Consider the following 26,200-nt stretch of genomic DNA (forward strand, 5'->3'; position numbering starts at 1 on the left):
GAGGCCGGTCGGTCGGAGAGTTCGACCACGCGCGCCCGTGGACACAGCGGACGCACCCGTTCAGTGTATCCAGCGGGCTCGCACGACGTAAAGCCGGTCCGCGCACGGCAGACTGGGCCGCGATGAGCGACGACATCCACCCTGTCACCGATCCCTGGGACCCCGGTGCGACACGCCCGTCGGCCGCCTGGAACGCGTCGGAAGAGCCGAGCGGGATGAGGCCGGACGACGAGAGCACCGGAGGACGGTTGTCGGACGAGGACGTGCGCGCCGGGTACGACCGCCCCGTCGGCGCGACAGAGACGACGACGGCCAATCGCCGGTGGTGGGACGCCGAGGCGGAGGCCTACTACGCCGAGCACGGCGCGTTCCTCGGGGACGCGGACCTCGTGTGGGGGCCGGAGGGCGTGCGCGAGGAGAGTCTCGGCGTTCTGGGCGAGCTCGAGGGCCGCCTCGTCCTCGAGTTCGGTGCCGGCGCCGCTCAGGGCGCCCGTTACGCGGCGGATCGAGGGGCGCGGGTCGTCGCCACCGACCTCTCGATGGGGATGCTGCGGCGCGCGGCGCGGATCGACGCCGCGCGGGGCGACGCCGCCCCGTGCAGCGAGCAGGAGGCCGGCCCGATGGTTCCGCTCGCCCAGGCCGATGCGTGTGCGCTGCCGTTCCCCGACGACACGTTCGACATCGTCTTCTCGGCCTACGGCGCAGTGCCGTTCGTCGCCGACGGCGCGCTGCTCGTGCGGGAATGCGCGCGGGTGCTGCGTCCCGGCGGCCGGCTCGTGTTCTCGACGACCCACCCGATCCGCTGGGCGTTCCCGGACGCGCCCGGGGAGGCCGGGCTCACCGCGACGATGTCGTACTTCGACCGGACTCCGTACTCCGAGCGCAGCGACGCCGGACTCGAGTACGCGGAGCATCACCGGACCCTCGGCGACCGGATCCGCGACATCGCCGCCGCGGGCCTGCGTCTCGTCGACCTCGTCGAGCCCGAATGGCCGGCAGAGAACACCGCGACGTGGGGTGGATGGAGTCCCCTGCGCGGACGCCTGCTGCCCGGCACCGCGATCTTCGTGTGCGAGAAGGAGACGGTCCCCCGTGACGCGCGGCCTGGTCGATAGACACGTCCGGTTCTGGAGAATCCCCTGACGGCTCATGCGCTCGAAGCGCATCATGGCCTCTGTGACCAGCAATCGGAAACCGCTCCCCTCAGACATCGAGATCGCCCAGGACGCGGAGCTCGCGCCCATCCCCGAGGTCGCTGCCATGGTGGGCATCGACGAGAAGTTCCTCGTGCCGTACGGCCGGAGTGTCGCCAAGGTCGAGCTCGAGGCGATCGACGCCATGGCCGACCGCCCCGACGCGAAGTACGTCGTCGTCACCGCCGTCACCCCCACCCCGCTCGGCGAGGGCAAGACGACGACGGCCGTCGGTCTCGCGCAGGGTCTGGCGAAGATCGGCCGCAAGCCCGTGCTCGCGCTGCGTCAGCCCTCGCTCGGCCCGGTGTTCGGCATCAAGGGCGGCGCCGCGGGCGGCGGGTACTCCCAGATCGTGCCGATGGAGACGCTCAACCTCCACCTCACGGGTGACTTCCACGCCATCACCGCCGCGCACAACCTGCTGGCGGCCATGGTGGCCAGCCACCTGCACTTCGGCAACGAGCTCGGCCTCGACGAGATCCAGTGGGGCCGGGTCATGGACATGAACGACCGGTCGCTGCGTCACATCATCGAGGGCTGCGGGCCCAAGACCGACGGCGTCACCCGTCAGACCGGGTTCGACATCACCGCAGCCTCGGAGGTCATGGTCATCATGGCCCTCGCCACCTCCCTCGCCGATCTGCGCCAGCGCCTCGGCCGCATCGTCGTGGGCTTCACCAAGGACAAGCAGCCCGTCACCGCCGAGCAGATCGGCTGCGCGGGAGCGATGGCCGTCCTCCTCAAGGACGCCCTCATGCCCAACCTCATGCAGACGCTCGAACACACGCCGGCGTTCATCCACACCGGGCCCTTCGGCAACATCGCCACCGGCAACTCCTCGATCATCGCCGACCGCGTCGGCATCAAGGCCGGCGACATCCTCCTCACGGAGGCCGGTTTCGCCGCCGACATGGGCGCCGAGCGCTTCTTCAACGTCAAGTGCCGCGCGGCCGGGCTCACCCCGTCGGCCGCCGTGCTCGTCGTGACGATCCGAGCGCTCAAGTCGCACTCCGGGCGGTACGAGGTCAAGGCCGGCAAGCCGCTGCCCGAGGGCATGCTGCAGGAGTCGCCCGAGGACGTCGAGGCGGGTTGCGACAACCTGCGCAAGCACATCCAGATCATCCGCGACTTCGGCGTCCAGCCCGTCGTCGCGATCAACGCGTTCCCCACCGACTTCGACTCCGAGCACCAGGTCGTCCGCGAGGTCGCCGAGAAGATGGGTGCCCGCGTCGCCGTCTCCACCCACGTCGCCGACGGCGGCGAGGGAGCCATCGAGCTCGCGAAGGTCGTCGTCGAGGCGTGCGAGGACGAGACCCACTTCACGCCGACCTACGCGTTCGAGGATTCGCTCGAGGAGAAGCTCACGAAGATCGCGACGAAGGTCTACGGCGCCGACGGCATCGAGCTCTCACCGGCCGCCGCGAAGTCGCTCAAGATGTACGAGCAGCAGGGCTTCGGCAACCTGCCGGTGCTCATCGCCAAGACCCAGATGTCGCTCTCGCACGACCCCTCGCTCAAGGGCGCGCCCACCGGCTGGACGCTGCCCGTGCGGGAGGTGCGCCTCGCCGCGGGCGCGGGCTACGTGTACGCCATCTGCGGCAACATGATGACGATGCCGGGCCTCTCGAAGTCCCCGGCCGCGATGCGGATCGACATCGACGCCGACGGCACGGTGCACGGCCTGTTCTGATCGCCCGACATCGGGTCGCTCGACCGCGGGGGCATCGCACACCACGTGTGCGGTGCCCCCGCGGTGCATCTGTCGCGAGTCGGCGCGAGGCCCGGTGCCGATGCTGCTCCGCGTGACCTCAGTGCTCGGCGTCGTGCCAGGATCGCCCGGTGCCGATGCTGACCTCGAGGGGGACGTCGAGGTCGACCGCCGAACCCATGCGGTCGCGGACGAGCTCGGTGACCTCGTCGAGCTCACCCGGAGCGATCTCGAGCACGAGTTCGTCGTGCACCTGGAGCAGCACCCGGGATCGCAGCTCGCGCTCGCGCAGGGCCTCCTCGACGCGCAGCATCGCGACCTTGATGATGTCTGCCGCCGATCCCTGGATCGGGGCGTTGAGGGCCATGCGTTCGGCCATGTCGCGGCGCTGTCGGTTGTCGGAGCCGAGGTCGGGCAGGTAGCGGCGGCGGCCGAGCATCGTTTCCGTGTAACCGACGGCCCGGGCGTCGTCGACCACCTGGCGCAGGTAGTCGCGCACGCCGCCGAAACGCAGGAAGTACTCGTCCATGAGCTCCTTGGCCTCGGCCGTGCTGATCGAGAGCTGCTTGGACAGGCCGAACGACGAGAGACCGTAGGCCAGGCCGTAGGACATCGCCTTGACCTTGCTGCGCATCGACGCCGTCACCTCGGCCGGCTCGACGCCGAAGACCCGGCTGCCGACGAACCGGTGGAGGTCCTCGCCGCTGCGGTAGGCCTCGATGAGCCCCGCGTCGCCCGAGAGGTGGGCCATGATGCGCATCTCGATCTGGGAGTAGTCGGCCGACATGAGGGTCTCGTACCCCTCGCCGACGACGAACACCGAACGGATGCGGCGCCCCTCGTCGGTGCGGATCGGGATGTTCTGCAGGTTGGGGTCGGTCGAGGACAACCGGCCGGTGGCCGCGATGGTCTGCTGGTAGGTGGTGTGGATGCGGCCGTCGGCGGCGATCGACTTGATGAGCCCCTCGGCCGTGACACGCAGACGGGTGGCGTCCCGGTGGCGCAGCAACGCCTCGAGGAACGGGTGCTCGGTCTTGACGTAGAGGTCGGCGAGGGCGTCGGCGTCGGTGGTCCAGCCCGTCTTGGTCTTCTTGGTCTTGGGCATGTCGAGCTCGTCGAAGAGCACGACCTGGAGCTGCTTGGGCGAGCCCAGGTTGACCTCGTGGCCGATCGCGTCGAAGGCGTCGGACTGGGCCTGCGCCACCTTGGTGGCGAAGTGCGACTCGAGGCTCTCCAGCGCCTCGAGGTCGGCCGCGATGCCGACCTGCTCCATGCCTGCGAGGACGCCCACGAGCGGCAGCTCCACGTCGCGGAGCAACTCGGCTCCGCCCGCCTCCTCGACCTTGTCGGCGAGCACCTTCCACAGGTCGAGCACCGCACGGGCTCGGCTCATCGTCTGCTGCGACTCGGTGTCACCCTCGCCGACGGAGAAGTCGAGCGTGCCCTGACCGGAGGCCTCCTTCTCGGGGGCGTAGAGCTCACGGTGCAGATACCGGACGCTGAGGTCGGCCAGGTCGTAGCTGCGTTGGTCGGGACGCACGAGGTAGGCCGACACCGCCGTGTCTCCGGCGAGTCCTTCGACCGGCCACCCGCGCTCGCCGAGCATGCGCATCTGCGACTTGGCGTCGTGGAACACCTTGGGCCGCCCGGAGTCGGCGAGCCAGGCGCCGACCGCCGCCTCGGCGTCGGGGTCGAGCTCGTCGACCCGCAGGAACGCGACCGCGTCCTCGTCCTCACCGGCGATCGCGATGCCGTCGGCGTCACCGAGGCCCTTGGCCCACGTGCCGAGAACGGCCACCCCCACCGGGACACCCGCCGGGGAGTGGGCGTCGAGCCACGGGCCGACCTCGGCCGAGTCGAGGATGACGCCGTCGACGTCGAGCGCCTCCCCCGCCGCCTCCTCCGGCGCGGTCTCGAACGTCGTGAACAAGCGATCGCGCAGCACCCGGAACTCGAGGCTGTCGAAGACGCGGTGGACCTCGTCACGGTCCCAGCCCGTGCGCTCGAGATCGGCGAGCGTCACCGGCAGGGGGACGTCGCGCACGAGGGCGTTGAGGCGCCGGTTGCGCAACACCCCGTCCAGGTGCTCGCGCAGGTTCTCGCCCGCCTTGCCCTTGATGGCCGTGACGTTGGCGACGACACCCGTGAGGTCGCCGTATTGGCCGAGCCACTTGGCCGCCGTCTTGGGCCCGACGCCCGGCACGCCCGGCAGGTTGTCGGAGGACTCCCCCACCATCGCCGCGAGGTCGGGGTAGCGCTCGGGCCGGACCCCGTACTTGGCCTCGACCGCGTCGGGTGTCATGCGGGCGAGCTCGGACACACCCTTGACCGGGTACAACACCGTGGTGGCGCCGTTGACGAGCTGCAGCGCGTCGCGGTCACCCGTGACGATGAGCACCTCGTCGAACGCCGCGTCGCCCTCCTGCTCCTGGACGCCGGCCTGCGTGGCGAGGGTCGCGATGATGTCGTCGGCCTCGTACCCGTCGACCTCGACGTGGACGATGCGCAGCGCGTCGAGCACCTCCTTGAGCAGCGAGACCTGCCCGCGGAACTCATCGGGCGTCTTCGAACGCGTGGCCTTGTACTCCGAGTACTCCTCGGTGCGGAACGTCTGCCGCGACACGTCGAACGCCACCGCGAGGTGCGTGGGGTTCTCGTCGCGGAGCACGTTGATGAGCATCGCCGTGAAGCCGTAGACCGCGTTCGTCGTCTGCCCCGTGGTGGTGGAGAAGTTCTCGGCCGGCAGCGCGAAGAAGGCCCGGTAGGCGAGGGAATGTCCGTCGAGAAGGAGAAGTCGGCTCACGCATGCGAGCCTAGACGCACCCTCCGACAACCGTCGTGAGGCGACCGCCGGCCCGATCCGCGCGGACGACCACCGACCCCGGCTCGCCCGGACACCCGAGGAGATCCCGATGACCGACCCCACCGCCGAGAAGCACGACGTCGAGAAGCGCGACGCCGCCCGGGAGAACGTCCTCGGGCGAATCGGCCAGCACGTCGTCGGCGACGGCTACTCCGGAACGCTCATGGAGCGCATGGGAATCGAGGTCCACGAGGTGACCGCCGACGGTGCGACGGGCACGATGCCGGTGGAGGGCAACGTCCAGCCGTACGGGATCCTCCACGGCGGGGCCAACGCCGTGCTCGCCGAGACGCTCGGCTCCTACGCGGCATCGGTCCACGCGGGCGAAGGGCGGGCCGCCGTCGGCGTCGAGCTCAACTGCACCCACCACCGCGCCGCCCGCTCGGGCGTCGTGACCGGTGTCGCTCGCGCCATCCACCTCGGCAACAGCGTCGCCACCTACGAGATCGTCATCGACGACGAGCACGGCAAGCGGCTGTGCACCTCTCGTCTCACCTGCCTCGTGCGGGAGCGGCCGCCGGCGTCCTGAGTCCGAGGTCGTGACCCGGCCTCGGCGACGCAGCCGTCATGAGGCGCCCCTGACCATGTCGGGGGCGCCTCGTCGTGGGTAGAGCTCGTGTGGTCAGGAATGCGCGGCGACGGGCTCGGGCGTGGGCCGCGCACGCTGGGCGCGGCGACGACGCTGCAGCAGGAGCTGGTCGAGGTTGGCCCGCGGCTCGGAGCCCCGCAGACGGCGCATGAGCGTCGTGGTCTGGGCCATGCGCCGTGTGACCGTCGCGGCGAACCCGAGCCGGGCCAGCGTGCGGTTGGCGTCCTTGGCCTGAGTGGGCACGGCACACCCGAGGTGGTCGACACCGCGCTTGTGCGCGTGGGTCGCGACCGCGGTCAGCAGGCAGCGGCCGACCCCCTGGCCGCGCGCCTCGGGAACGACGTACACGTCCTCGATGCCGATCGAGGGCACGTCGACGTGCGCCGTCATCGGCAGGGCAGACAGCCAGACGTAGCCGACCAGCGCGCCGTCGAGGACGGCGGTGAGCACCGTGACGTAGTCCCGCCCGACGGCCTCGGCGAAACGCCCCTCGTCGACGGCGCGCCGAGCCGCGTCACGGGAGTGGCCCTCCTCGCCGCGGCGCTCCACCCACAGCGCGGCCAGGGGGGCGAGATCGTCGTGCGACATGGGCACGACGGACGGCTGGAGACGGGCCACGACGGTCACCTCGGCAGGAAGAAGGCGGTGTCCCGGCATCTCGACGACACGGGGGCGGGCAGAGCACCCGGCCGTCTCGATTCAGGGGGAACGGCACGGATGGGATGAGCATAGTGGTCGAGCGTCCGACTCGGTACCGAGCCGTAACGTCGACTGCGTCTCGCCCTCCCTTCATGTGCCCGCCGGCATGCCGGTGAACGGTCGGCGAGAGACGGACGCGTGGGCTCCCCCTGCTCATCCGGCTCTACTGTGACCCCCATGACTTCGCTCTTCCCCGGGGCCGGCACCCTCGTCAACACGATCGCGGTCGTGGCCGGAGCGCTCATCGGCATGGCGGCCGGGCACCGCCTGCCCGAGCACATCAAGAAGATCGTCACCGACTGCCTGGGACTCGTGACCCTGCTCATCGCAGCCCTGTCGGCCATGTCGGTCACCTCCCCGGCCTTCTCGGCGGCGGTCGGAGGATCGGCGCCGGTGCTCATCGTCCTGGGCAGCCTCGTCCTCGGCGGCATCGCCGGGTCGGCGCTCGGGGTGGAGGCGAGGCTCGAGTCACTCGTCACGGTGGTCCGAGATCGCCTCGTGCACTCGCGCCGCTCACGTTCGTCGAGGTCGTCGGAGATCGACGAGAGCGCCGTGGCCCCGGAGTCTGCGACGACAACAGACCAGGTCCGGAACGAGGACGTCGCGGCCAGGGAACGGTTCATCGAAGGATGGCTGACAGCGACCCTGCTCTTCTGCGTCGGGCCTCTGACGATCCTCGGCTCGATCAACGACGGTCTCGGCCGCGGCATCGATCAACTCGCCGTCAAGTCGGCGCTCGACTTCTTCGCGGCGATCGCGTTCGCGTCGACGTTCGGCCCCGGAGTGCTGTTCTCGGCCGTGTCGGTGCTCCTCATCCAGGGCGCGCTGACGATCGTGGGGATGGTGCTGGGCACGGTCATGCCGGAGGCGCAGATCATGGCGTTGACCGCGACAGGCGGCCTCATGCTCGCCGGCATCGGTCTGCGGCTCCTCGACATCCGCCAGATCCGGGTGGGTGACCTTCTCCCCGCTCTGATCGTCGCCCCTCTGCTCACCGCCGCGATCACGGCTGTGCACTGATCCGCCCGCACAGGCTCTTTCACCCCGCCCCCTCGGCCGAACAGGCGTTTTCACCCCGATTCCGGGGTGAAAACGCCTGTTCGAGCGGAGAGGTGCCGGTGGCGGTCGGAACTACTTCTGCGGGAGGCCGCTGATGACCGCGTCGGCGACGTCCTTCATGCCGAGGCGCCGGTCCATCGCGGTCTTCTGGATCCAGCGGAAGGCGTCCTGCTCACTGAGCTTGAGCTGCTTCATGAGGATCCCCTTGGCGCGGTCGACGGCCTTGCGGGTCTCGAGACGCTCGGAGAGGTCGGCGACCTCGGCGGTGAGCGCCTGCCACTCCAGCCAGCGGGAGCGCGCGATGTCGATGGCCGGGCGGAGGTCGTCGATCGTGAACGGCTTGACCACGTAGGCCATGACCCCGGCGTCGCGGGCGCGTTCGACGAGATCCTTGTCGCTGAAGGCGGTGAGCATGACGACCGGGGCGATCTTCTCGTCGCCGACGGTCTTGGCCGCGGTGAGCCCGTCCATCTCGGGCATCTTGATGTCCATGATGGCGAGGTCGGGCCGGTGTTCCCGGATGGCCTCGACGGCCTGGGCTCCGTCACCGGCCTGGGCGACCACGGTGTACCCGGCCTCCTCGAGCATCTCGGCGAGGTCGAGACGGATGAGTGCCTCGTCCTCGGCGATGACGATGCGCAGCCCGGTCTCGTCGGGCACGCCGGCGGTGGTGGAGTTCTCCGTTGAAGTCACGACGCCAGAATACGGGGCCCTGCCTGGGGGTTCGAAACGTGGGCCGCGTTCGGGGTCTCGTCGCCCAGACGCGCTCTCGTGGCGCTGTTAGAACGCGGCGCAGGTGCGAATTCGGGTGCCGAGGGCGGGACTTGAACCCGCACGGCCTTGCGGCCAAAGCATTTTGAGTGCTCCGTGTCTGCCATTCCACCACCCCGGCCGGGTGTGCGCGGTCCAGTCTAGCGGCGCCCGGCCGATGCTCCGGCCACGCCTCGCCACGACCCGGTGTGCGTGCGTCACAGGCCGCCGACGCGGTGGACCTGCAACGCGTTGGTCGAGCCCGGCACGCCGTGGGGCCGCCCGGCGACGACGACGATGGTGTCGCCGTGCGTGCAGCGACCCTGCTCGAGCAGCACGCGGTCGACCGCCGCCACCATCGCGGTGGTGTCCTCCATCTCCGGGAGGTTGAACGCGGTGATGCCCCAGGTCAGCGCCAGCCTGCGACGGGTGTGCGGCTTCTGGGTGAACGCGAGCATCGGCAGTTTGGGCCGCACCCGCGACATGCGGCGGGCGGAGTCGCCAGAACTCGTGAACGTCACGAGGTACTTGGCGTTGAGGAAGTTGCCGATCTCGGCCGCCGCCTTGGTGATGGCGCCACCGGTGGTGCTCGGGTTGGTTCCCAGCGGCGGGATGCGCCCGAGGCCGTGATCCTCGGTGTTCTCGATGATGCGCGCCATCGTCTGCACCGCGACGATCGGCCAGGCGCCCACACTCGTCTCGCCCGAGAGCATGATCGCGTCGGCGCCGTCGAGCACGGCGTTGGCGCAGTCCGAGGCCTCCGCCCGGGTGGGGCGGGAGTTCTCGATCATCGACTCGAGCACCTGAGTGGCGACGATGACCGGCTTGGCATCGCGGCGAGCGAGCTCGACGGCTCGCTTCTGCACGAGCGGGACCTCCTCCAGCGGCATCTCGACCCCGAGGTCGCCGCGGGCGACCATGATGCCGTCGAAGGCGCGGACGATCTCCTCGAGGTTGGCGACCGCCTGGGGCTTCTCGACCTTGGCGATGACGGGCCGGGAGAGCCCGACCTCGGCCATGATCTCGTGCACCCGCGTGATGTCGGCGGCATCGCGGACGAAGGACAACGCGATCCAGTCGGCACCGACCCGCAGGGCCCAGCGCAGGTCGTCCTCGTCCTTCTCCGACAGCGCGGGAACGCTCACCGCGACACCGGGCAGGTTGATGCCCTTGTTGTTGCTGACGGTGCCGCCCTCGACCACGGTGCAGACGACGTCGGTGGCAGAGACCTCGGTCGCGCGCAGCGTGATCTTGCCGTCGTCGATGAGCAGGGTGTCCCCGGCGCGCACGTCGCCGGGCAAGCCCTTGAACGTCGTGGAGACCCGCTCCTGGTTGCCGTCGACGTCGTCGACGGTGATCGTGAACGTGTCGCCGACCGCGAGGTGGATCGGCCCGCCGGAGAAGCGTCCGGTGCGGATCTTCGGCCCCTGCAGGTCGACGAGGATGGCCACGGCGCGGCCGGACTCGGCGGCGGCCTCGTGCACCCACCTGATCTGCTGCTCGTGCTCCTCGTGCGAGCCGTGCGAACGGTTGATGCGGGCGACGTCGATGCCGGCGTCGACGAGGCGACGGATGTCCTCCTTGGAGTTGACGGCCGGGCCCAGAGTGCTGACGATCTTCGCGCGACGCATGACTCCATCGTAGGTGGGCCCCTTCGGGCACGCGCACCGGCGGGAGCACCGGTCCCCTCCGCGACGTGAACGTTGAGTGAACCCGTGCGGGAGAACCGGGCGCGATCGGACGATCGGAGGGTGGCCGCGGTCGACTCCCGCGGCTCAGTCGCGGGTCGCCGCCGCGGTCGGTCGAGCCCGGTCGGCGGACTCCCCGCGCGGCCGCCAGAGCCACCACAGGAAGGCGCCGAGACAGAACACGACCACCGAGGTCCAGACGTTGAGGCGCAACCCGAGAACCATCTGGGCCTCGTCGATGCGCAGGCTCTCGATCACGCCCCGGCCGAGGGTGTAGAGCATGATGTACGCCGCGAACAGTTGCCCGGCCGCGGGCCGCCGCGTCCTCTCCAGCAGCACGAGCAGTGCCGCGATGACGAGGCACCACAGCGATTCGTACAGAAAGGTCGGCTGGAAGGTGCCCAGCACGATCGCGTTGCCGGCCGCGTCGCGCACCGCCTCACCGCGGGAGGCGTCCCAGGCGTGGATCTGCAGACCCCAGGGCGCATCGGTCGGCCCGCCGTACAACTCGTTGTTGAACCAGTTGCCCCAGCGGCCGATGGCCTGCGCCACCGGAAGCGCGGGAGCGATCGCCGTCCCGAGGTCGCGGAACGACACCCCCGTGCGCCGGCACCCGATCCAGCCGCCGAGCGCGCCGAGCGCGACGGCCCCCCAGATTCCCAGGCCGCCGTTCCAGATCTTCAGCGCGTCGAGCGGGTGCCCGCCGGGGCCGAAGTACGGCCCCGGCGTGGTGATGACGTGATACAGCCGACCACCGATGATCCCGAACGGAATGGCCCAGATCGCGATGTCCCACACCGCGTCCTCGGACGCTCCGCGCGCGTCGAGACGCCGGCCCGTCCACCACAGCGCGACCACGATGCCCGCGAGGATGCACAGAGCGTAGGCGCGGATGGGCAGAGGGCCGAGGTACCAGACCGCCTGCTCCGGGCTCGGGATCGCGGCGATCACTTCTGCGTCGCGTCCTCGATGGCCTTGACGAGGCCCTGGGAGTCGACCTTCTGAGCCTGCTGGTCGACGAGCGTCCGCAGGTCGAAGTCCTTGCCGTTGATGCGGTAGGTCGGGGTGCCCTTGACGCCGTCCTTGGTGGACTGCTCGTCGACCTTCTTGAGGTAGGACTCGTAGGTGACGTCGGCGACGCACTGGTCGTACGCCTTCTTCGCCTCGCCGGTGATGCCTGCCTTCTGAGCGAGGTCGGAGAACGTCATGTCGGGCCAGCCGTCGCCCTCCTGCTCGGGCTGCGTGGCGAAGATCCCGTCGTGCATCTTGACGAACGCCTCGGGTGAGGAGTTGGAGGCGCAGGCTGCGGCATTGGCCGCCTTGAGCGACTTCTCACCGGGGATGCCCGCGTCGAGGAAGCTCTTGAGGTGGATGACGACCTTGGCCTTGCCCGAGGAGGCGAGCTGGTCCACGGTCGAGCCGAGCTGCTCGTGGTAGAAGCCGCACGCCGGGCACTGGAAGTCCTCGTAGATGTCGAGGACGGGGACGCCCGCACCGGGGTCCGTGGCGTTGAGCATGATGCCGCCGGTCTCCGACACCGCTCCGCGCGGCAGCTTGCCGTTGGTCGCTCCCGTGTCGTTGCTCTTGGTGCCGAAGTAGATCGCGGCGCCGATGCCCGCGATCGCGACGAGCGCGACGATCACGGCGAGGATCGGCTTGAGCTTGCTCTCCTTGGGCGCGGCGGCCTGGATCTTGGCCTGTCGGGCGCTCCGGTCGTGGGAGCCGTTGGAGGCGGTGCTCATGCAGGGGTCCTTTCGGGCGAGATTCTCGAGTCGAGGGCGAAGCGGGAGTGCGGGCGCACGACGAGCCACAGCCCGCAGAGGGCGAGACCGACGTCGCGGGCGATGTCCCAGCCGTACTGCGTGTCCTCGGGGGCGACGGCGCCGCCACTGCCGAAGCAGCCGCAGTCGATGCTGATGCCGCGTGCCCACACCGAGGCGATCGCGGCGATGAACACGAGCTGGAGGATCATGCCGCCGAGCGCGGCGGCGCGGGTGAAGAGGCCGAGGACGAGAAGGGCCCCGAGGAGGATCTCGACGACCGGCAGGGCGAGGCCGACGACTCCGGCGACCTCGAACGGCAGGATCTCGTAGGCCTGCGCGGCCCGGGCGGCGGCCAGGGGGTGTCCGACCTTGAGCGCCCCGGCGACGAGAAGGACGCCGCCCAGGACGAGACGGGCGAGGAGCCCGATCCACAGGCCGGCGACCCTGCCCCGGGACTGACCGGTCGGCGTCTCGTCGGTCGCCACGCGGCCGCCGCCGGGTTCGTCTTCGCGGCGCTGCGCGACGTCGGCGGGCTGCATCTCGTTCACGCGCGTCCCTTTCTCACACCTGCCGCCAGCTCCTCGGCGAGCTCGCGCAGCCGGCCGAGGTTCGTGGAGAAGTCCTGCCCCTTCGCCGGTTCGAGCCGGGAGACGAGAGCCGAGCCGACGATGACTCCGTCGGCGAACGACGCGACCTCGGCCGCCTGATCGCCGGTCGACACCCCGAGTCCGACGGCGAGGGGCCGATCGGTGACCGCTCGAGCCCGCTCGACGAGCACCCGAGCGCCTTCGCCCACCGAGGCACGTGCCCCGGTGACGCCCATCGTCGAGGCGACGTACACGAAGCCCGGGCAGGCCTCGCACGTCATGGCCAGGCGGTCGTCGGTGCTGCTCGGTGCGATGAGGAACACGGGGTCGAGGCCGTGTGCCGCCGCGGCGGAGCGCCATTCCTGCGCCTCGTCGGGCGTGAGATCGGGGGTGATGAGCCCGGCGCCACCGGCTGCCGCGAGGTCGGCGGCGAACCGCTGCGGACCGTAGCGGAGCACCGGGTTCCAGTACGTCATCGGCACCGCCACTCCCCCGGCGTCGGTGATCGCCCGCACTGCGGCGAACACGTCGCTCAGGCGCACTCCTCCGGTGAGCGCGACGTGTGCGGCGTTCTGGATGACGGGGCCGTCCATGAGCGGGTCGCTGTACGGCACACCGACCTCGACGATGTCGGCGCCGGCCTCGACCACCGCGCGCATCGCGTCGATGGACCGCTCGACGCTCGGGTAGCCCACCGGCAGGTAGGCGACGAGCACGGCCCGGTTCTCTGCCGCAGCCCGAGCGAACACCTCGGCGAGCCGCTCGTGGCCGCTGGCCCCGGCGCTCGTGACAGCCTCGTTCGACACGGCGTTCACCACCCACTCCCCTCGGCGTCCTGCACCGGCTCCTCGGCCCTGAGCTGCTCGGCCTCGACGAGCTCCTCGCCGCGGACCAGACCGAACCAGCGGGCGGCGGTGTCGACGTCCTTGTCGCCGCGGCCGGAGAGGTTGACGAGCACGATCCCCTCGGGCCCGAGCCTGCGGCCGACGACGAGCGCCCCGGCCAGCGCGTGCGCCGACTCGATCGCGGGGATGATGCCCTCGGTGCGACAGAGCAGCGCGAACGCCTCCATCGCTTCGTCATCGGTGGCACTCAGGTACTCGGCGCGGCCGGAGTCGTGCAGGTAAGCGTGCTGGGGACCGACGCTCGGGTAGTCGAGCCCCGCGGAGACCGAGTGCGACTCGATGGTCTGGCCGTCCTCGTCCTGCAGCACGTACGTCGCGGCACCGTGGAGGACGCCGGGGACGCCGCCGGAGAACCTCGCGGCGTGCCGACCGGAGTCGACACCCTCTCCACCGGCCTCGACCCCGACGAGCCGCACGTCGTCGTCGAGGAACGCGGTGAAGATGCCCATCGCGTTGGAGCCGCCGCCCACGCAGGCGCACACGGCGTCGGGCAGCCGGCCGACGCGGTCGAGGATCTGGGCACGCGCCTCCTCGCCGATGACCGCGTGGAAGTCGCGGACCATCTCGGGGAACGGGTGCGGGCCGGTGACCGTGCCGATGCAGTAGTGGGTGGTCTCGACGTTCGTGACCCAGTCGCGCATCGCCTCGTTGATCGCATCCTTGAGCGTGCGGCTGCCGTGCGTCACGGGAACGACCTCGGCACCGAGCAGACGCATGCGGGCGACGTTGAGGGCCTGGCGCTCGGTGTCGCGCTCGCCCATGTAGACCACGCACTCGAGGCCGAGCAGCGCGGCCGCGGTGGCGGTCGCGACCCCGTGCTGACCGGCGCCGGTCTCGGCGATGATGCGCTTCTTGCCCATCTTCTCGGTGAGCAGCGCCTGGCCGAGGACGTTGTTGATCTTGTGCGAGCCGGTGTGGTTGAGGTCCTCGCGCTTGAGGAACACCCGTGCGCCACCGGCGTGCTCGGCGAACCGCGGCACCTCGGTGAGGGCGTTCGGGCGCCCGGTGTAGTGGCGGTGCAGCTCGTCCAGCCGGGCCCGGAACTCCGGATCGGCGCCCGCTGCCAGGCGCGCCTCGTCGAGCTCGTCGAGGGCGGCCACGAGCGCCTCGGGAACATAACGGCCACCGAAACCGCCGAACCTCCCGGGTCTGTCAGGTGTGGTCATCGGCGGAATCCTTCTCGTGGCAGCTCGTGGACGGTCGTACGGGGCGTGCGCGCTCGTGGGGCAGTCTGTCAGCTCAACGCCCGAGCAGGGCCGAGGGTGCCCGGTGGGTGCGTCGTTCCGGACGGGTGGCACGGGGCACGGGGGCCGACCGTGTCGGCGACCAGCACGACGACCGGGTCAACGACCTGCGCGCAGAGCGGGGTGGGCACCGGCCGCGACGAGGTCGGCGACGGCGCTGCGAGGATCCCCGCCCGTGACGAGCGACTCCCCCACGAGCACCGCGTCGGCCCCGGCCCGGGCGAACTCGAGCACGTCGTGGGGGCCCCGGACGCCGGACTCCGCGATCCGCACGATGCCGTCGGGGATGCGGGGAGCGAGCCGCGCGAACGTCCCGCGATCGACCTCGAGCGTCTTGAGGTTGCGGTTGTTGACGCCGATGACCGTCGCCCCGGCGTCGAGAGCGCGTTCGGTCTCCTCCTCGTCGTGGACCTCCACGAGCGCGGTCATGCCGAGGGATTCCGCCCGCTCCCGCAGGCCGACGAGGCGTTCCTGGTCGAGCGCGGCGACGATGAGGAGGATGACGTCGGCACCGTGGGCCCGCGCCTCCCACAGCTGGTAGCTGGAGACCATGAAGTCCTTGCGCAGCACCGGGATGCCGACCCTGGCGCGAACGGCCGCCAGATCCTCGAGGCTGCCGCCGAAACGGCGTTCCTCGGTGAGGACGCTGATGGCCGAGGCTCCCCCGGCCTCGTAGTCGGCCGCGAGGGCGGCCGGGTCGGCGATCATCGCCAGTGCGCCCTTGCTCGGGCTCGACCTCTTGACCTCACTGATGACCGACACGCCCGGGGCCCGCAGCGCGGCGGTCGCGTCGCGGGCGGGAGCCGTGCGGGACGCCCGTTCCTTGAGCGTCTCGAGCGACACCCGGTCGCGGCGGGTCTCCATGTCCTCCCGGACACCGTCGATGATCTCGTCCAGAACCGTAGCCACGCAGCCAGGCTACGGCTCCTGCCCCGTGCGACCCAACCGGCCACCGCACCGGCGCCGCTCCCGAGCAGACCTGGGCGTTCCCCGTAGGCTGGGCACGCTCGAAGCGACATCAACGACAAGTGAGGAGTGATCATGTCCGATCAGTTCGAATCGGGGAGCTCGGACGCATCCGGGTCCTCGGCCTGGAACTCCCCCGGGGACGGTCGACAGAACGACGCGGGGCACGCACCGCAGGCCGGGTACGGCGCCGGCGGCGACCGCCCCGGTGAGCGGTACGGCGATCAGCCCGGCCACCAGGGCAGCCCCACCTACCCGCAGCAGGCGTACGGCGCAGGCTCGCCCTCGTACTCCGACCCGGCGTACGCGGCCGGTCCGGTCGACCCGAGCTACGGGGTCGGACCGAAGCCGATGGGTACCGCGATCGCCGCGCTCGTCATCGGCATCATCGCCCTCCTCGTGGCCTGGATCCCGTTCATCGGCCTGCTCGGTGTGCTGCTCGGCATCATCGCGATCATCCTCGGCATCGTCGGCATGCGACGCGCCTCACGAGGCATCGGCGGCGGCAAGGGGCTCGCCATCGGCGGTCTCGTCACGGGCCTCATCGCGCTCGTGATCGGCGTTGCGATCTCGGCGGTCATCTTCGCCGCGCTCGGTTCGGCGGTTCAGAGCGGAGAGTTCCAGCAGGTCGTCGAGTGCGCGCAGAAGCCCACCCAGGCCGAGCAGCAGGCGTGCATCAACGAACTCTCGCCCACCACGCAGCCGTGACCCGAGCGCCTGTGGGCGCTCGCGAGTGAACGGCGTCTCGTGCCTGGGCACGACATGTGGGGCCCGTAAGGCCCGACAGGCGCACGAGATGACGACGACGAGGGGCCGCTCCCGTTCGGGAGCGGCCCCTCGTCGTTCGATATGCGGCGTCGGCCTCGCCGGCCTCGCATGGGTGGTGCCGTGTCGACGGCGCCGGCGGTGGCAGGTGCTCGACCGTGCTCGAGGCGGGTCAGTGCGACGGGGTGTGCGAACCGCCGGTCGACCGCGCGTTCGAGCGGGCGTCCGTCGCCGTGGCCTCGGTGCGGCGGCGCGCGTGGTCACCCGAGTGCTCGGCCGTGGTGTTGGTCGTGACTCCGTGCGTCGGGCCGTGGCCCGGGGCGCCGTAGCCGGCCTTGCTCAACCCGACCCACGCCGCGACGCCCGCGAGCACGGCGACGATGCCGGTGATCCACAGCACCGGCATGGCGAACATGAGGCCGAAGCAGATCAGAGCGGTGCCGACGAGAATGACGACGACCCCCGTCCAGGCGGCGACGCTGTTTCCGTGTGACTCCGACATGCAGGTGACTCCTCGGGCGTGTGCGTGGTGCAGGCGTTCTCGGGCTCTGGCCGGACGGCCGAGCCTCTCGGAGGCCATTGTGTCAGGCGAACCGTTCGCGATGTGCACCGGCGCGGGGCGAGTTGGGCGGCGTGCCGTCGCCGTCCACGACAGTTCTCGATGCGCCCGTCGCGCCGAGGTCGTGTCCTCAGGTGGGGTCGTCACCCTCGCTCAGCGCGTCCCAGTCACTGCGGCGAGCACTCGTGCGGGCGGATGCCGACGCCTGACGGGCGGCCCGGGCCGGCCAGCGGTCGCCGACCACGAGCGCCAGGCCCGCCCCGAGCAGGACGACCACCGCTCCGGCGATCGCGGCCCAGGGGGCAGCTGTCGTCGCCGCCGCGACCGGCACGACACCGGGGCCGCGCACCGCCCCCGAGGGATCGAGGAGGACGAGGACGGCCGCGACGACGAGACCGATGCCGCACCCTCCGACGATCACCGAGACGAGCCGTCGGCCCCAGCCGTCGACGAGCGTGAGTGCGAACGCTCCGGCCCCCGCCGCGAGGGCGACGGGGACGAGCGGGGGGCTCGCTCGCAGACCCGAGACCTGCAGGCCGGAGGTGCCGGCCGCGTCGGCGATGCGGGCGTCCACCCAGATGGGCATCGCCGCCGCGAGCACGACCGCCACACCGAGCAGGCTTGCCGACACGACTCGGCCGCGGCTCGCGACTCGCCGCATCGTGGACGCCGCTCCGGCGGTGTCGAGATCACGGCCGGTCATGGTGTGCCCAGCGTCGAGGCGGCCGCGACGGCCCGCAACGCCGCCGCAGCCTTGTGCTCGGTCTCGGCGTGCTCGGCCTCGGGCCGCGAGTCGGCGACGATGCCGGCTCCCGCCTGCACGTGGGCCCGGCCGCCGGTGATGACCGCGGTGCGGATCGCGATGGCCATGTCGAGGTCTCCGTGCACGTCGAGGTATCCGACGACACCACCGTAGACGCCGCGACGGGTGGTCTCGAGTTCGTCGATGAGGGCCAGCGCCCGCGGTTTGGGAGCGCCCGACAACGTACCGGCCGGAAAGGTCGCCGCCAGCGCGTCGTAGGCCGTGCGGCCCTGTTCCAGTTCGCCGACGACCGTCGACTCCAGATGCATGATGTGGCTGTAGCGCCGGACGTTCATGAACTCCACCACCTCGACGCTGCCCACCTCGCACACCCGCTGCAGGTCGTTGCGCGAGAGGTCGACGAGCATGACATGCTCGGCGCACTCCTTCTCGTCGGCCCGCAGGTCGGCCTCGAGCCCGCGATCGTCCTCGGGCGTCTCGCCTCGCGGCCTCGAGCCCGCGATGGGATGGGTGATGACGCGGCGGCCCGTGACCTTGACCAGCGCCTCGGGGCTGCTGCCCACGACGTCGAACGGCTCGCCGTCGGGCCGTTCCAGGCGCAGCAGGTACATGTACGGACTCGGGTTCGAGACGCGCAGAACGCGGTACACGTCGAGGGCATCGGCCGGACAGTCGACGGAGAACCGCTGGGAGAGGACGACCTGGAACACCTCCCCGGCGCGGATGGCCTCCTTGCCCGCCTCGACGACCTCGAGGTACTGCTCCCGTGTCATCGTGCTCCGCGGCTGGGGGGCGGGCCGGCTCATGGTGGCGACCGTGCTCGGGGCAGGCGCCCGCAGGTCCTCGGTCATCCTGTCGAGACGCGTCACCGCGTCGGCGTAGGCCTCGTCGGCCCTCTCGTCGGAGCCGTCGAAGTTGATCGCGTTGGCGACGAGAAGCACCGAGGCGTCGGTGTGGTCGATGACCGCGAGGTCGGTGGCGAGCATCATCGCGAGCTCGGGCAGGCGCAGATCGTCGGGGTTGGCGTCGGGCACCTTCTCCCACCGGCGTACCGCGTCGTAGCCGATCATGCCGACGAGGCCGCCGGTGAGCGGCGGCAGGCCGGGGAGGGGGTCGGTGGCCAGCGTGGCGATGGTGTCGCGCAGCGCCCTCAACGGGTCGCCGCCCGTAGGCACGCCGCTCGGCGGGGTGCCGAGCCACGCCGCCTCCCCGTCGCGTTCGACGAGGGTGGCCGCGCTGCGCGCCCCGATGATCGAGTACCGCGACCACACCCCGCCGTGCTCGGCCGACTCGAGCAGGAACGATCCCACCCGGTCCTTCGCGAGCTTGCGGTAGAGACCCACCGGTGTCTCGGCGTCGGCGAGCAGGCGGCGCACGACGGGGATGACACGGCGGGTACGAGCGAGCTCGAGGAACCTCGGCAGCGCGGGCCAGGTGGCACCGAGCTCGCCGCTCGGCACAGCGTCAGGGCCCGTCTCGTGCTCGCTCATCGCGCCGTCTCCTCTCGTTCGCGGCCGGCGTCCTCGCCGGCCTCCTCGTCGCCCACGACCGCGCCCAGATCGGTGAAGAAGCAGGTGCGCTCACCGGTGTGGCAGGCCGCGCCCACCTGCTCGACCCGGACGAGCAGGGCGTCGCCGTCGCAGTCGATCGCGACCGACCTGACGTACTGCCGATGTCCCGAGGTGTCGCCCTTGCGCCAGTACTCCTGCCGGCTGCGCGACCAGAACGTGACACGCCCCGTGGTGAGCGTGCGTCGCAGCGCCTCGTCGTCCATCCAGCCGAGCATGAGCACCTCGCCGGTGTCGTGCTGCTGGATCACGGCGGCCACGAGACCCGCGGCGTCGCGTCGGAGCCGGCCGGCGACCTCGGGTGGCAGAGGGTGTGTCGTCACGCCCCGCATTGTGCCGGGTGTCCCCGACCACCGATGACGAGCGGTCGCGTCATTTCCCGGTGGGGACGAACCCCGTTGCCTAGCATCGGCTTTCAACGAGAGCGAAACGTCGCTCTCGTGGCACCCGCGTGTGCCCGGCCCGATCACGGAGTCGCCCCATGTCCATCCGTCCCCTCCTCCCCGCCGCCCTCGGCACGATCGCCCTCACGGGCTCACTCGCCGTCGGTCTTCCCGCCACGGCCGCCCCTTCCACCCCCACGGTGACGCCGCCCGCGGCGGCTGCACCCGCAGCACCGACTCGGGCGTGCTCCGAGACCCCGGTCTTCGCCGGCAAGGTGCCCACCCCCTCCTCGTCGCTCGGCTTCGACCTGGGCACCCGCAAGGCGAGCGTCGACCAGGTGTACCGCTATCTGAACCAGGTGGATCTGGCCAGCGACAAGGTCACGGTCGGCACCTTCGGCCGCACCGCGACGGGCGCGCCGCTGAAGTACGCGCTCGTCGGGCGCCCTGACGTGCTGTGGGCCGCGCAGTCCGGCCGCCTCACCGCAGACGTGGAGGCGCTGCGGAACCCGCGCACGCCGGCCGCCACGGCTGCGGCGATCGCGGCGCGCAGTCCGTTGATCCTCTGGGTCGCCGGCAACGTGCACGGCAACGAGCCCGCCTCCACCGACGCCGAGATGCGCCTCATCCACGAGCTCGCCGACCGCACCGACTGCGGTGCGACCGACGTCCTGGCGAACGCCCTCGTCGTCGTCGTGCCCATCCAGAACCCCGACGGACGCAACGCGAACACCCGCGCGAACGCCGCAGCGTTCGACATGAACCGCGACTGGTTCGCCCGCACCCAGCCCGAGACCCGAGCCAAGCAGGCGCTGCTCGCGAAGTTCCCGCCGCACGTGTTCGTCGACCAGCACGGCATGGGCGGCAAGGGCTACTACTTCCCGCCGAACGCCGACCCGATCTTCCACGAGACGGCCCGTCAACCGCTCGGCTGGATCGACGACATCGCGGGCAAGGCGAGTGCGGAGGCGTTCCGAGCCAAGGGTTACGCCTACGAGACCTGGCAGGCGGGCTTCGACCTCTTCTACCCCGGCTACGGCGACACCTACCCCGTGCTGCGCCACGGGGCCGCCGGCATGACCCACGAGGTGGGCCAGGCCGCGCCGTTCGCCGACCAGGTCGACAAGCACTTCACCGCCGGCATCACGGCGCTGCGTGCCACCGCCCGCGCCCGTCAGCGCATCAACACCGAGTACCACCAGCAGTTCGTCGAGGCGCAGGCCCAGGGCCGGGCGTGCACCCTGCAGCCGAACCACGTCGACAACCCCGGCAACACGGTGCAGCGCGCCGTGCCCGACGTGCGGGTCTGCGGGTACTTCGTGCGCAACGACGACCCGGGCCGCCGGCGCGAGGTCGCGACCCTCGTCTCCCGGCTGCAGCAGGACGGGGTCGAGGTGCACACGCTGCAGGCCCCGGCCCACGTGCCCGGTTTCAAGGCCTACGGCAAGCCCGCGGCCACGACCGTCATCCCCGCCGGGAGCTACTGGATCCCGATGGCGCAGGGCCAGAAGCACTGGATCCAGACGATGCTCGGCGAGGACACCTACGTTCCCTTCCCGTACTTCTACGACGTCTCCGGTTGGTCGATGCCCCTGCTGCAGGACGTCTCCGCCGGCTCCGCGCCGGTCGTCCCGGCGATGCGCACGACGCCGACGCCCCGGGTCTCGGTGCCGCGTGTCGCACTGCCGGCCGGACTGCCGAACGTCGGAGTGCTCACGGCCTCGGCGAGTCCGTTCAACCCCAACCAGAGCACGGGCTGGCTGCAGTGGCGGCTGAGGTCGGACTGGCGGATCCCCTCGACGACCCTGCAGGCCTCGCAGATCACCGCCTCGACCCTCGCCGGGCTCGACGTGCTCATCGTGCCGAACATCGACGGCAAGGCGCTCAACGCGGCCATGGGCACCGAACGCAACGCCGCGCTCGCGACCTGGGTACGCGACGGCGGTCGCCTCGTCACGTGGAAGGGCGGCACGCAGTACGCCGCGCTCGCCGGACTCTCGTCGGCGGTCCTGAAGAACCCGGCCAACGAGGTTCCCGGTGCTCTCGTGCGGGCCACCGCCCCTCGCAGCGGTCCTCTCATGAAGGGCGCGGGATCCGACGTGTGGACGATGTACGAGGCCGACCCGATCATGACCGCCGGGCGCGGCGAGGTCGTCCTCTCCTACCCGCGCGCCGACTCGCCGGCCTGGGCCGTCTCGGGCTTCGCCAAGGGCGTCGAGGAGATCGCGGGCAGCACCGCCCTCGTCGACGAGCAGGTCGGGCAGGGGCGCGTCACCGCGTTCTCGTTCGAGCCCAACTTCCGTGCGTTCACCGACGGGACCGCCTCTCTCGTCCGCAACGCGATCGTCGACTCTCGTGGCACCCTGCAGCGCTCCGTCGACGCCCCCGGTGGACGTAACGCCACCGCCGCCGAACGCCGTCGCGCCGGCATCGCCGCCACCAAGCTCGACCGGCAGGGCGTCACCGCGCGGATGGACGACCGCTCTCGTCCCTGAGCCTCACCCGCGCATACCTGTCCGCGTGTCGCGCGGAAAGAGCTGCTGCGGCCGTACTCCGGCGCGGGGTACGGCCGCAGCGACGTTCGGCGCCGGATGTCGTGTGCGATCGATCCGACCGCGTGCCCCGACGCGCATCACTCGCGTCGCAGATGGACTCGCCGGTGCGGGACTCGGCTGTGATGATGGGGCCCATGACCGGACTCGCTCAGCTCGAACGCGAGGCGCTCTGCGCCACTCTCGTCGACGTCGGCCCCGACGCACCGACCCTGTCTGCGCCCTGGACGACGCGCGATCTCGCCGCTCACCTCGTCGTGCGCGAACGCCGACCCGACGCACTGCCGGGGGTGCTCATGCCCGCGCTCGCCGAGCACACCCAGCGCGTGCAGGATTCCTACGCGGCGAACGACTGGTCGACGCTCGTCGACATGGTGCGCGAGGGCCCTCCCGGCTGGAACCCCACCCGGGTGCCGGCGGTCGACGACGCGATCAACCTCGCCGAGTTCTTCGTCCACCACGAGGACATCCTGCGGGCCGCCCCCGGCTGGACCCGCGAGGGCGCCCGCCGCGTCTCCGACGACACCGAGAGCGCCCTGTGGACACGTCTCAAGCAGGCCGGTCAGCTGCTGTTCCGCCGCTCACCGGTGGGTGTCGTGCTGTTCTCCGAGGAGCACGGCCGGCATTCTGCCAAGGGCCCGACGAAGAAGGGCACCGTGGTGCTGCAGGGACGCCCCAGTGAGCTCGTGCTCTTCGCGTTCGGCCGGGGCGAGGTCGCCGACCTCGACTACCAGGGCACCGAGGCAGCGATCGCCGCACTCAAGGGCGCCGAGTTCTCGGTCTGAGGGGCCCGGCGGCAGCGCCCCCTCAGGCCTGCAGCCCCATCAGCGCGAGGAGCGCCTCGGTGTCGAGGTGCTCCTCGACCGCGTCGGCGAGCCGTTCGATCATCGACTCGCGGCGCGCGGCGAATCCGGGAGCCGTCGTCGCGACGCGGAACGTGCTGCCGGACAAGGCGGCCGCCTCGGTGAGGAACGCCCGGCGGAACGCGTCGTTCTCGAACGCGCCGTGCCACGTCGTGCCGAAGGCCGCGCCGCTGCGCCAGCCGTCGAGGAACGGCTCGACACCCTCCTGACCTGCGGGTACCGTCGCGACGCCGTGGTGGATCTCGTAGGCCCGTACGACGTGACCTCGCCACGCGCCGCTCGGTGTGGCGAGGGCCTTCTCGCGGGCGAAGTCGACGCGGGTCGGGAGCAGCCCGAGGCCCTCGACGGAACGCACGTCGCGGGACTCGACGCCGTCCGGGTCGTGGATCTCGCGGGCGAGCATCTGGTATCCCCCGCAGATGCCGAGGATCGGCGCGCCTCGTCGTGCTCGCGCCGTCAACGGCTCGTCGAGCCCCCGACTCCGCAGCCACGCGAGGTCGTCGAGCGTGGCTCGGCTGCCGGGAAGGACGACGAGATCGGCGCCGGTGACCGTGTCGGGGTCGGCGGTGATCGTCACGTCGACGCCGGGCTCGGCCGCGAGGGCGTCGACGTCGGTCGCGTTCGACAGCCGGGGAAAGCCGACGACGGCCACTCGCAAGGTTCCGGAGGAGGGTGGGTGGGTGTCCACGGCCCGCGACCACCCGCCCAGGGCGAGAGCGTCCTCGCCGTCCAGCCACGCGCCCTCCAGCCACGGCACGACGCCGAGCACGGGCAGTCCGGTGCGCTCGGTGATGACCTCGAGCCCCGGGCGCAGCAGGTCGACGTCACCGCGGAACTTGTTGACGATCCACCCGCGCAGGTGGGCCCGATCGGCCGCGTCGACGAGCGCCCACGTGCCGTACATCGCCGCGAGCACCCCGCCCCGGTCGATGTCGCCCACGACGACCACCGGAAGATTCATCGCGCGAGCCATACCGAGGTTGACGTAGTCGCCGCCGCGCAGGTTGACCTCGGCCGCGCTGCCGGCGCCCTCGGCGAGGACGACGTCGAAGCGGGAGGCGAGATCCTCGAACGCCGCGTAGGCCGTCTCCGCGAGCTCCCGCCGGCCGGTCGCCCATTCGCCGGTACCGAGCTCTCCGTGCGGCCGGCCCATGAGCACGACGTGGCTGCGCCGATCCGAACCGGGTTTGAGCAGCACGGGATTCATCGCCGCCTCGGGCACGACGCGGGCGGCGACGGCCTGCACCCACTGGGCGCGACCGATCTCCGCACCGTCGGGACAGACCATGGAGTTGTTCGACATGTTCTGGCTCTTGAAGGGCGCGACCCGCACTCCCCGCCGCACGAGCCAGCGGCACATCCCGGCCGTGAGCAGGCTCTTGCCGGCGTCCGAGGTCGTGCCGCAGATCAACAGGCCGCGCGGCCCGTTCGCGTGCTGCATCGTCACCGGCTGCTCCTGACGGGGATGGGCCCTCGCGCGGCGGCGACGAGCACCGCGACCAGTAGCGAGGCATGGGAGACCGCACGCGAGAGCCGCACGGCGCGAGGCAGATCCGCGACCCCGGCGGGCGGGCCGTCACCGAGGGTGCCACGGTCCTCGACCTCGCCGGAGTAGGTGTTCTCGCCGCCGAGGCGCACGCCGAGGGCGCCGGCGGCGCTCGCCTCGACGGGCCCGGCGTTGGGGCTCGGATGACCCGCGGCGTCGCGTCGCCACACCCGCCAGGCTTCACGGGAACTCCCGCCGACGACGGGCGCGAGCAGCACCGTGAGCGCAGCGGTCACCCGGGCCGGGACGAGGTTGACGATGTCGTCGAATCTCGCCGACGCCCAACCGAACTCACGCAGCTCGGGCGTGCGGTAGCCGACCATCGCGTCGAGGGTGTTCGCGGCGCGGTAGCCGAGCAGGCCCGGAACGCCGGCGATCGCACCCCACCACAGCGGCGCGGTCACGGCGTCGGAGGTGTTCTCGGCCAGGGACTCGGTGGCGGCCCGGGCGAGCCCGGCGGCGTCGAGGCCGGTCGCGTCGCGGCTGCACAGGTGCCCCAACCGGAGCCGGGCCGGGCCGAGATCACCGTCGTCCGTGCCGATGAGTCGCGCCATCGCCCGCCCCTCGCCCGCGAGGCTCGTTCCGCCGAGCACCGCCCACGTCGCGACCGCCGTCGACGCCGATCGCAGCAACGGCCTTCGTGCACAGAGCCGTTCGACGACGAGTCCGAGTGCGACGCTGCCGCCGACGAGGATCCCCGTGTACGCGACCCCGGCCGCCCGGGACCGCCCAAGGCCTTGTCTGGCTCTCAGCCGCGTGCCGAGGGCGTTCGCGAGGCTCCCGAACACCGCCACCGGGTGCCCCCGACGAGGGTCGCCGAACACGAGGTCCGCGGCGTACCCGAGCGCCAGTCCCGCCGAGCGGGCGCTCGCGGTCGCGGCCCAGGCCTTCCCGGGGGACGACTCCCGCGCGGCCGCGGCCTCCGACGACGCGAGACGCGTCGAACGGGGTGCGGCGATGGTCGGCATGATCACGGCGGCAGTCTCTCAGGCGCCGCGAGTCCGGTTGACGCAGGCCACCGGCGGTGGGACGGTCTAGGGACCGACGACCCGCGCGGGGGAAGTCCGGTGTGAACCCGGCGCTGACCCGCAACCGTGAGCCGTGACGGCGAGCCGGAAGGCCCGCGCAGGTCCTCGGCCCACATCGTTCGTCGAGGCATACGAGCGGGGCCGGTGCCTCCCCGCGTG

General features: G+C 71.4%; 23 protein-coding genes, 1 tRNA gene and 1 riboswitch. Of the genes, 7 read left to right on the forward strand and 17 right to left on the reverse strand.

Annotation, left to right across the window (positions count from 1 at the left end; genetic code table 11):
• Positions 1-122 precede the first annotated feature (122 nt).
• Complete coding sequence (locus BN1197_RS15150) at positions 123-1,115, forward strand: class I SAM-dependent methyltransferase (RefSeq protein WP_176489777.1); 993 nt, start codon at positions 123-125, stop codon at positions 1,113-1,115.
• A gap of 52 nt (positions 1,116-1,167) precedes the next feature.
• Positions 1,168-2,883, forward strand: coding sequence for a formate--tetrahydrofolate ligase (locus BN1197_RS15155; RefSeq protein WP_040161604.1), 1,716 nt, complete (start codon positions 1,168-1,170; stop codon positions 2,881-2,883).
• Between the two features lie 118 nt (positions 2,884-3,001).
• Here the strand turns inward: BN1197_RS15155 and polA are convergent, their stop codons facing one another.
• Positions 3,002-5,704 carry a DNA polymerase I gene (gene polA, locus BN1197_RS15160; RefSeq protein WP_040160984.1) on the reverse strand — a complete coding sequence of 901 codons (2,703 nt, stop codon included), beginning with the start codon at positions 5,702-5,704 and terminating at the stop codon, positions 3,002-3,004.
• Between the two features lie 109 nt (positions 5,705-5,813).
• Between polA and BN1197_RS15165 the strand changes: the two genes are divergently transcribed.
• Positions 5,814-6,293 carry a PaaI family thioesterase gene (locus BN1197_RS15165; RefSeq protein WP_082043954.1) on the forward strand — a complete coding sequence of 160 codons (480 nt, stop codon included), beginning with the start codon at positions 5,814-5,816 and terminating at the stop codon, positions 6,291-6,293.
• Positions 6,294-6,386: 93 nt separating this feature from the next.
• Here BN1197_RS15165 and BN1197_RS15170 read toward each other — a convergent pair whose 3' ends face one another.
• Positions 6,387-6,971 carry a GNAT family N-acetyltransferase gene (locus tag BN1197_RS15170; protein WP_176489778.1) on the reverse strand — a complete coding sequence of 195 codons (585 nt, stop codon included), beginning with the start codon at positions 6,969-6,971 and terminating at the stop codon, positions 6,387-6,389.
• Between the two features lie 258 nt (positions 6,972-7,229).
• Between BN1197_RS15170 and BN1197_RS15175 the strand changes: the two genes are divergently transcribed.
• The gene (locus BN1197_RS15175) at positions 7,230-8,072 is read left to right on the forward strand and encodes a DUF554 domain-containing protein (RefSeq protein ID WP_040160986.1); all 843 of its coding nucleotides are present in this window, start codon (positions 7,230-7,232) and stop codon (positions 8,070-8,072) included.
• Between the two features lie 111 nt (positions 8,073-8,183).
• On the opposite strand, the gene BN1197_RS15180 is transcribed toward BN1197_RS15175, so the two are convergent.
• From BN1197_RS15180 to trpC, 9 genes are all read right to left on the reverse strand, one after another.
• Positions 8,184-8,804 carry an ANTAR domain-containing response regulator gene (locus tag BN1197_RS15180; protein ID WP_040160988.1) on the reverse strand — a complete coding sequence of 207 codons (621 nt, stop codon included), beginning with the start codon at positions 8,802-8,804 and terminating at the stop codon, positions 8,184-8,186.
• Positions 8,805-8,920: 116 nt separating this feature from the next.
• Positions 8,921-9,003, reverse strand: a tRNA-Leu gene (locus BN1197_RS15185).
• Between the two features lie 76 nt (positions 9,004-9,079).
• Positions 9,080-10,492, reverse strand: a complete 1,413-nt coding sequence (gene pyk / locus BN1197_RS15190; RefSeq protein WP_040160990.1) for a pyruvate kinase — start codon at positions 10,490-10,492, stop codon at positions 9,080-9,082.
• 144 nt (positions 10,493-10,636) lie between these two features.
• Positions 10,637-11,500, reverse strand: coding sequence for a prolipoprotein diacylglyceryl transferase (gene lgt / locus BN1197_RS15195; RefSeq protein WP_040160992.1), 864 nt, complete (start codon positions 11,498-11,500; stop codon positions 10,637-10,639).
• Entirely contained in the window at positions 11,497-12,291 is a 795-nt protein-coding gene (locus BN1197_RS15200; protein WP_052466803.1) for a DsbA family protein, read from the reverse strand. The genes lgt and BN1197_RS15200 overlap by 4 nt, the downstream gene beginning before the upstream one ends.
• Positions 12,288-12,851, reverse strand: a complete 564-nt coding sequence (locus BN1197_RS15205; protein ID WP_082043982.1) for a MauE/DoxX family redox-associated membrane protein — start codon at positions 12,849-12,851, stop codon at positions 12,288-12,290. The genes BN1197_RS15200 and BN1197_RS15205 overlap by 4 nt, the downstream gene beginning before the upstream one ends.
• A 5-nt stretch (positions 12,852-12,856) precedes the next feature.
• Positions 12,857-13,705, reverse strand: a complete 849-nt coding sequence (gene trpA / locus BN1197_RS15210; RefSeq protein WP_040161619.1) for a tryptophan synthase subunit alpha — start codon at positions 13,703-13,705, stop codon at positions 12,857-12,859.
• Between the two features lie 5 nt (positions 13,706-13,710).
• Positions 13,711-14,970 (reverse strand): tryptophan synthase subunit beta, encoded by a 1,260-nt coding sequence (gene trpB, locus BN1197_RS15215; RefSeq protein ID WP_040160994.1) that lies wholly within the window; start codon positions 14,968-14,970, stop codon positions 13,711-13,713.
• 177 nt (positions 14,971-15,147) lie between these two features.
• Complete coding sequence (gene trpC / locus BN1197_RS15220) at positions 15,148-15,957, reverse strand: indole-3-glycerol phosphate synthase TrpC (RefSeq protein WP_040160996.1); 810 nt, start codon at positions 15,955-15,957, stop codon at positions 15,148-15,150.
• A 132-nt stretch (positions 15,958-16,089) separates the two neighbouring features.
• Here trpC and BN1197_RS15225 point away from each other — a divergent pair, with 132 nt between their 5' ends.
• Positions 16,090-16,722, forward strand: a complete 633-nt coding sequence (locus BN1197_RS15225) for a hypothetical protein (RefSeq protein WP_141397304.1) — start codon at positions 16,090-16,092, stop codon at positions 16,720-16,722.
• A gap of 229 nt (positions 16,723-16,951) precedes the next feature.
• Here the strand turns inward: BN1197_RS15225 and BN1197_RS15230 are convergent, their stop codons facing one another.
• The 4 genes from BN1197_RS15230 to hisI all read right to left on the reverse strand — a co-directional run bounded on the left by BN1197_RS15230 (position 16,952) and on the right by hisI (position 19,992).
• Complete coding sequence (locus tag BN1197_RS15230) at positions 16,952-17,281, reverse strand: HGxxPAAW family protein (RefSeq protein WP_052466805.1); 330 nt, start codon at positions 17,279-17,281, stop codon at positions 16,952-16,954.
• 187 nt (positions 17,282-17,468) lie between these two features.
• Positions 17,469-18,041 carry a Trp biosynthesis-associated membrane protein gene (locus BN1197_RS15235; protein ID WP_040160998.1) on the reverse strand — a complete coding sequence of 191 codons (573 nt, stop codon included), beginning with the start codon at positions 18,039-18,041 and terminating at the stop codon, positions 17,469-17,471.
• Entirely contained in the window at positions 18,038-19,591 is a 1,554-nt protein-coding gene (locus tag BN1197_RS15240; RefSeq protein ID WP_040161000.1) for an anthranilate synthase component I, read from the reverse strand. Before BN1197_RS15240 ends, BN1197_RS15235 begins: the two co-directional genes overlap by 4 nt.
• Positions 19,588-19,992 carry a phosphoribosyl-AMP cyclohydrolase gene (gene hisI, locus BN1197_RS15245; protein WP_245851975.1) on the reverse strand — a complete coding sequence of 135 codons (405 nt, stop codon included), beginning with the start codon at positions 19,990-19,992 and terminating at the stop codon, positions 19,588-19,590. The genes BN1197_RS15240 and hisI overlap by 4 nt, the downstream gene beginning before the upstream one ends.
• A gap of 158 nt (positions 19,993-20,150) precedes the next feature.
• Between hisI and BN1197_RS15250 the strand changes: the two genes are divergently transcribed.
• Both BN1197_RS15250 and BN1197_RS15255 read left to right on the forward strand, forming a co-directional pair.
• Complete coding sequence (locus BN1197_RS15250; protein ID WP_040161004.1) at positions 20,151-22,547, forward strand: M14 family zinc carboxypeptidase; 2,397 nt, start codon at positions 20,151-20,153, stop codon at positions 22,545-22,547.
• Positions 22,548-22,741: 194 nt separating this feature from the next.
• Positions 22,742-23,389 carry a TIGR03085 family metal-binding protein gene (locus BN1197_RS15255; RefSeq protein ID WP_040161006.1) on the forward strand — a complete coding sequence of 216 codons (648 nt, stop codon included), beginning with the start codon at positions 22,742-22,744 and terminating at the stop codon, positions 23,387-23,389.
• A 22-nt stretch (positions 23,390-23,411) separates the two neighbouring features.
• On the opposite strand, the gene BN1197_RS15260 is transcribed toward BN1197_RS15255, so the two are convergent.
• Positions 23,412-24,908 (reverse strand): cobyric acid synthase, encoded by a 1,497-nt coding sequence (locus BN1197_RS15260; RefSeq protein WP_040161629.1) that lies wholly within the window; start codon positions 24,906-24,908, stop codon positions 23,412-23,414.
• 2 nt (positions 24,909-24,910) lie between these two features.
• Positions 24,911-25,981, reverse strand: a complete 1,071-nt coding sequence (locus tag BN1197_RS15265) for a cobalamin biosynthesis protein (RefSeq protein ID WP_082043984.1) — start codon at positions 25,979-25,981, stop codon at positions 24,911-24,913.
• 88 nt (positions 25,982-26,069) lie between these two features.
• Positions 26,070-26,136: riboswitch (cobalamin riboswitch) on the forward strand.
• Positions 26,137-26,200 lie beyond the last annotated feature (64 nt).

This window comes from Mobilicoccus massiliensis (genome assembly GCF_000826525.2).
GTDB classification, from domain to species: Bacteria; Actinomycetota; Actinomycetes; order Actinomycetales; family Dermatophilaceae; genus Mobilicoccus; species Mobilicoccus massiliensis.

Bases quoted from the DNA above. Each gene is read 5' to 3' on its own strand.
- BN1197_RS15235 (WP_040160998.1), bottom strand. From the start codon at position 18,041: ATGACCGGCCGTGATCTCGACACCGCCGGAGCGGCGTCCACGATGCGG.
- BN1197_RS15260 (WP_040161629.1), bottom strand. From the start codon at position 24,908: ATGCAGCACGCGAACGGGCCGCGCGGCCTGTTGATCTGCGGCACGACC.
- BN1197_RS15205 (WP_082043982.1), bottom strand. From the start codon at position 12,851: ATGCAGCCCGCCGACGTCGCGCAGCGCCGCGAAGACGAACCCGGCGGC.
- BN1197_RS15265 (WP_082043984.1), bottom strand. From the start codon at position 25,981: ATGCCGACCATCGCCGCACCCCGTTCGACGCGTCTCGCGTCGTCGGAG.
- trpB (WP_040160994.1), bottom strand. From the start codon at position 14,970: ATGACCACACCTGACAGACCCGGGAGGTTCGGCGGTTTCGGTGGCCGT.
- BN1197_RS15225 (WP_141397304.1), top strand. From the start codon at position 16,090: ATGTCCGATCAGTTCGAATCGGGGAGCTCGGACGCATCCGGGTCCTCG.
- BN1197_RS15250 (WP_040161004.1), top strand. From the start codon at position 20,151: ATGTCCATCCGTCCCCTCCTCCCCGCCGCCCTCGGCACGATCGCCCTC.
- BN1197_RS15240 (WP_040161000.1), bottom strand. From the start codon at position 19,591: ATGAGCGAGCACGAGACGGGCCCTGACGCTGTGCCGAGCGGCGAGCTC.
- BN1197_RS15150 (WP_176489777.1), top strand. From the start codon at position 123: ATGAGCGACGACATCCACCCTGTCACCGATCCCTGGGACCCCGGTGCG.
- BN1197_RS15200 (WP_052466803.1), bottom strand. From the start codon at position 12,291: ATGAGCACCGCCTCCAACGGCTCCCACGACCGGAGCGCCCGACAGGCC.
- BN1197_RS15230 (WP_052466805.1), bottom strand. From the start codon at position 17,281: ATGTCGGAGTCACACGGAAACAGCGTCGCCGCCTGGACGGGGGTCGTC.
- BN1197_RS15165 (WP_082043954.1), top strand. From the start codon at position 5,814: ATGACCGACCCCACCGCCGAGAAGCACGACGTCGAGAAGCGCGACGCC.
- BN1197_RS15155 (WP_040161604.1), top strand. From the start codon at position 1,168: ATGGCCTCTGTGACCAGCAATCGGAAACCGCTCCCCTCAGACATCGAG.
- BN1197_RS15175 (WP_040160986.1), top strand. From the start codon at position 7,230: ATGACTTCGCTCTTCCCCGGGGCCGGCACCCTCGTCAACACGATCGCG.
- BN1197_RS15255 (WP_040161006.1), top strand. From the start codon at position 22,742: ATGACCGGACTCGCTCAGCTCGAACGCGAGGCGCTCTGCGCCACTCTC.
- pyk (WP_040160990.1), bottom strand. From the start codon at position 10,492: ATGCGTCGCGCGAAGATCGTCAGCACTCTGGGCCCGGCCGTCAACTCC.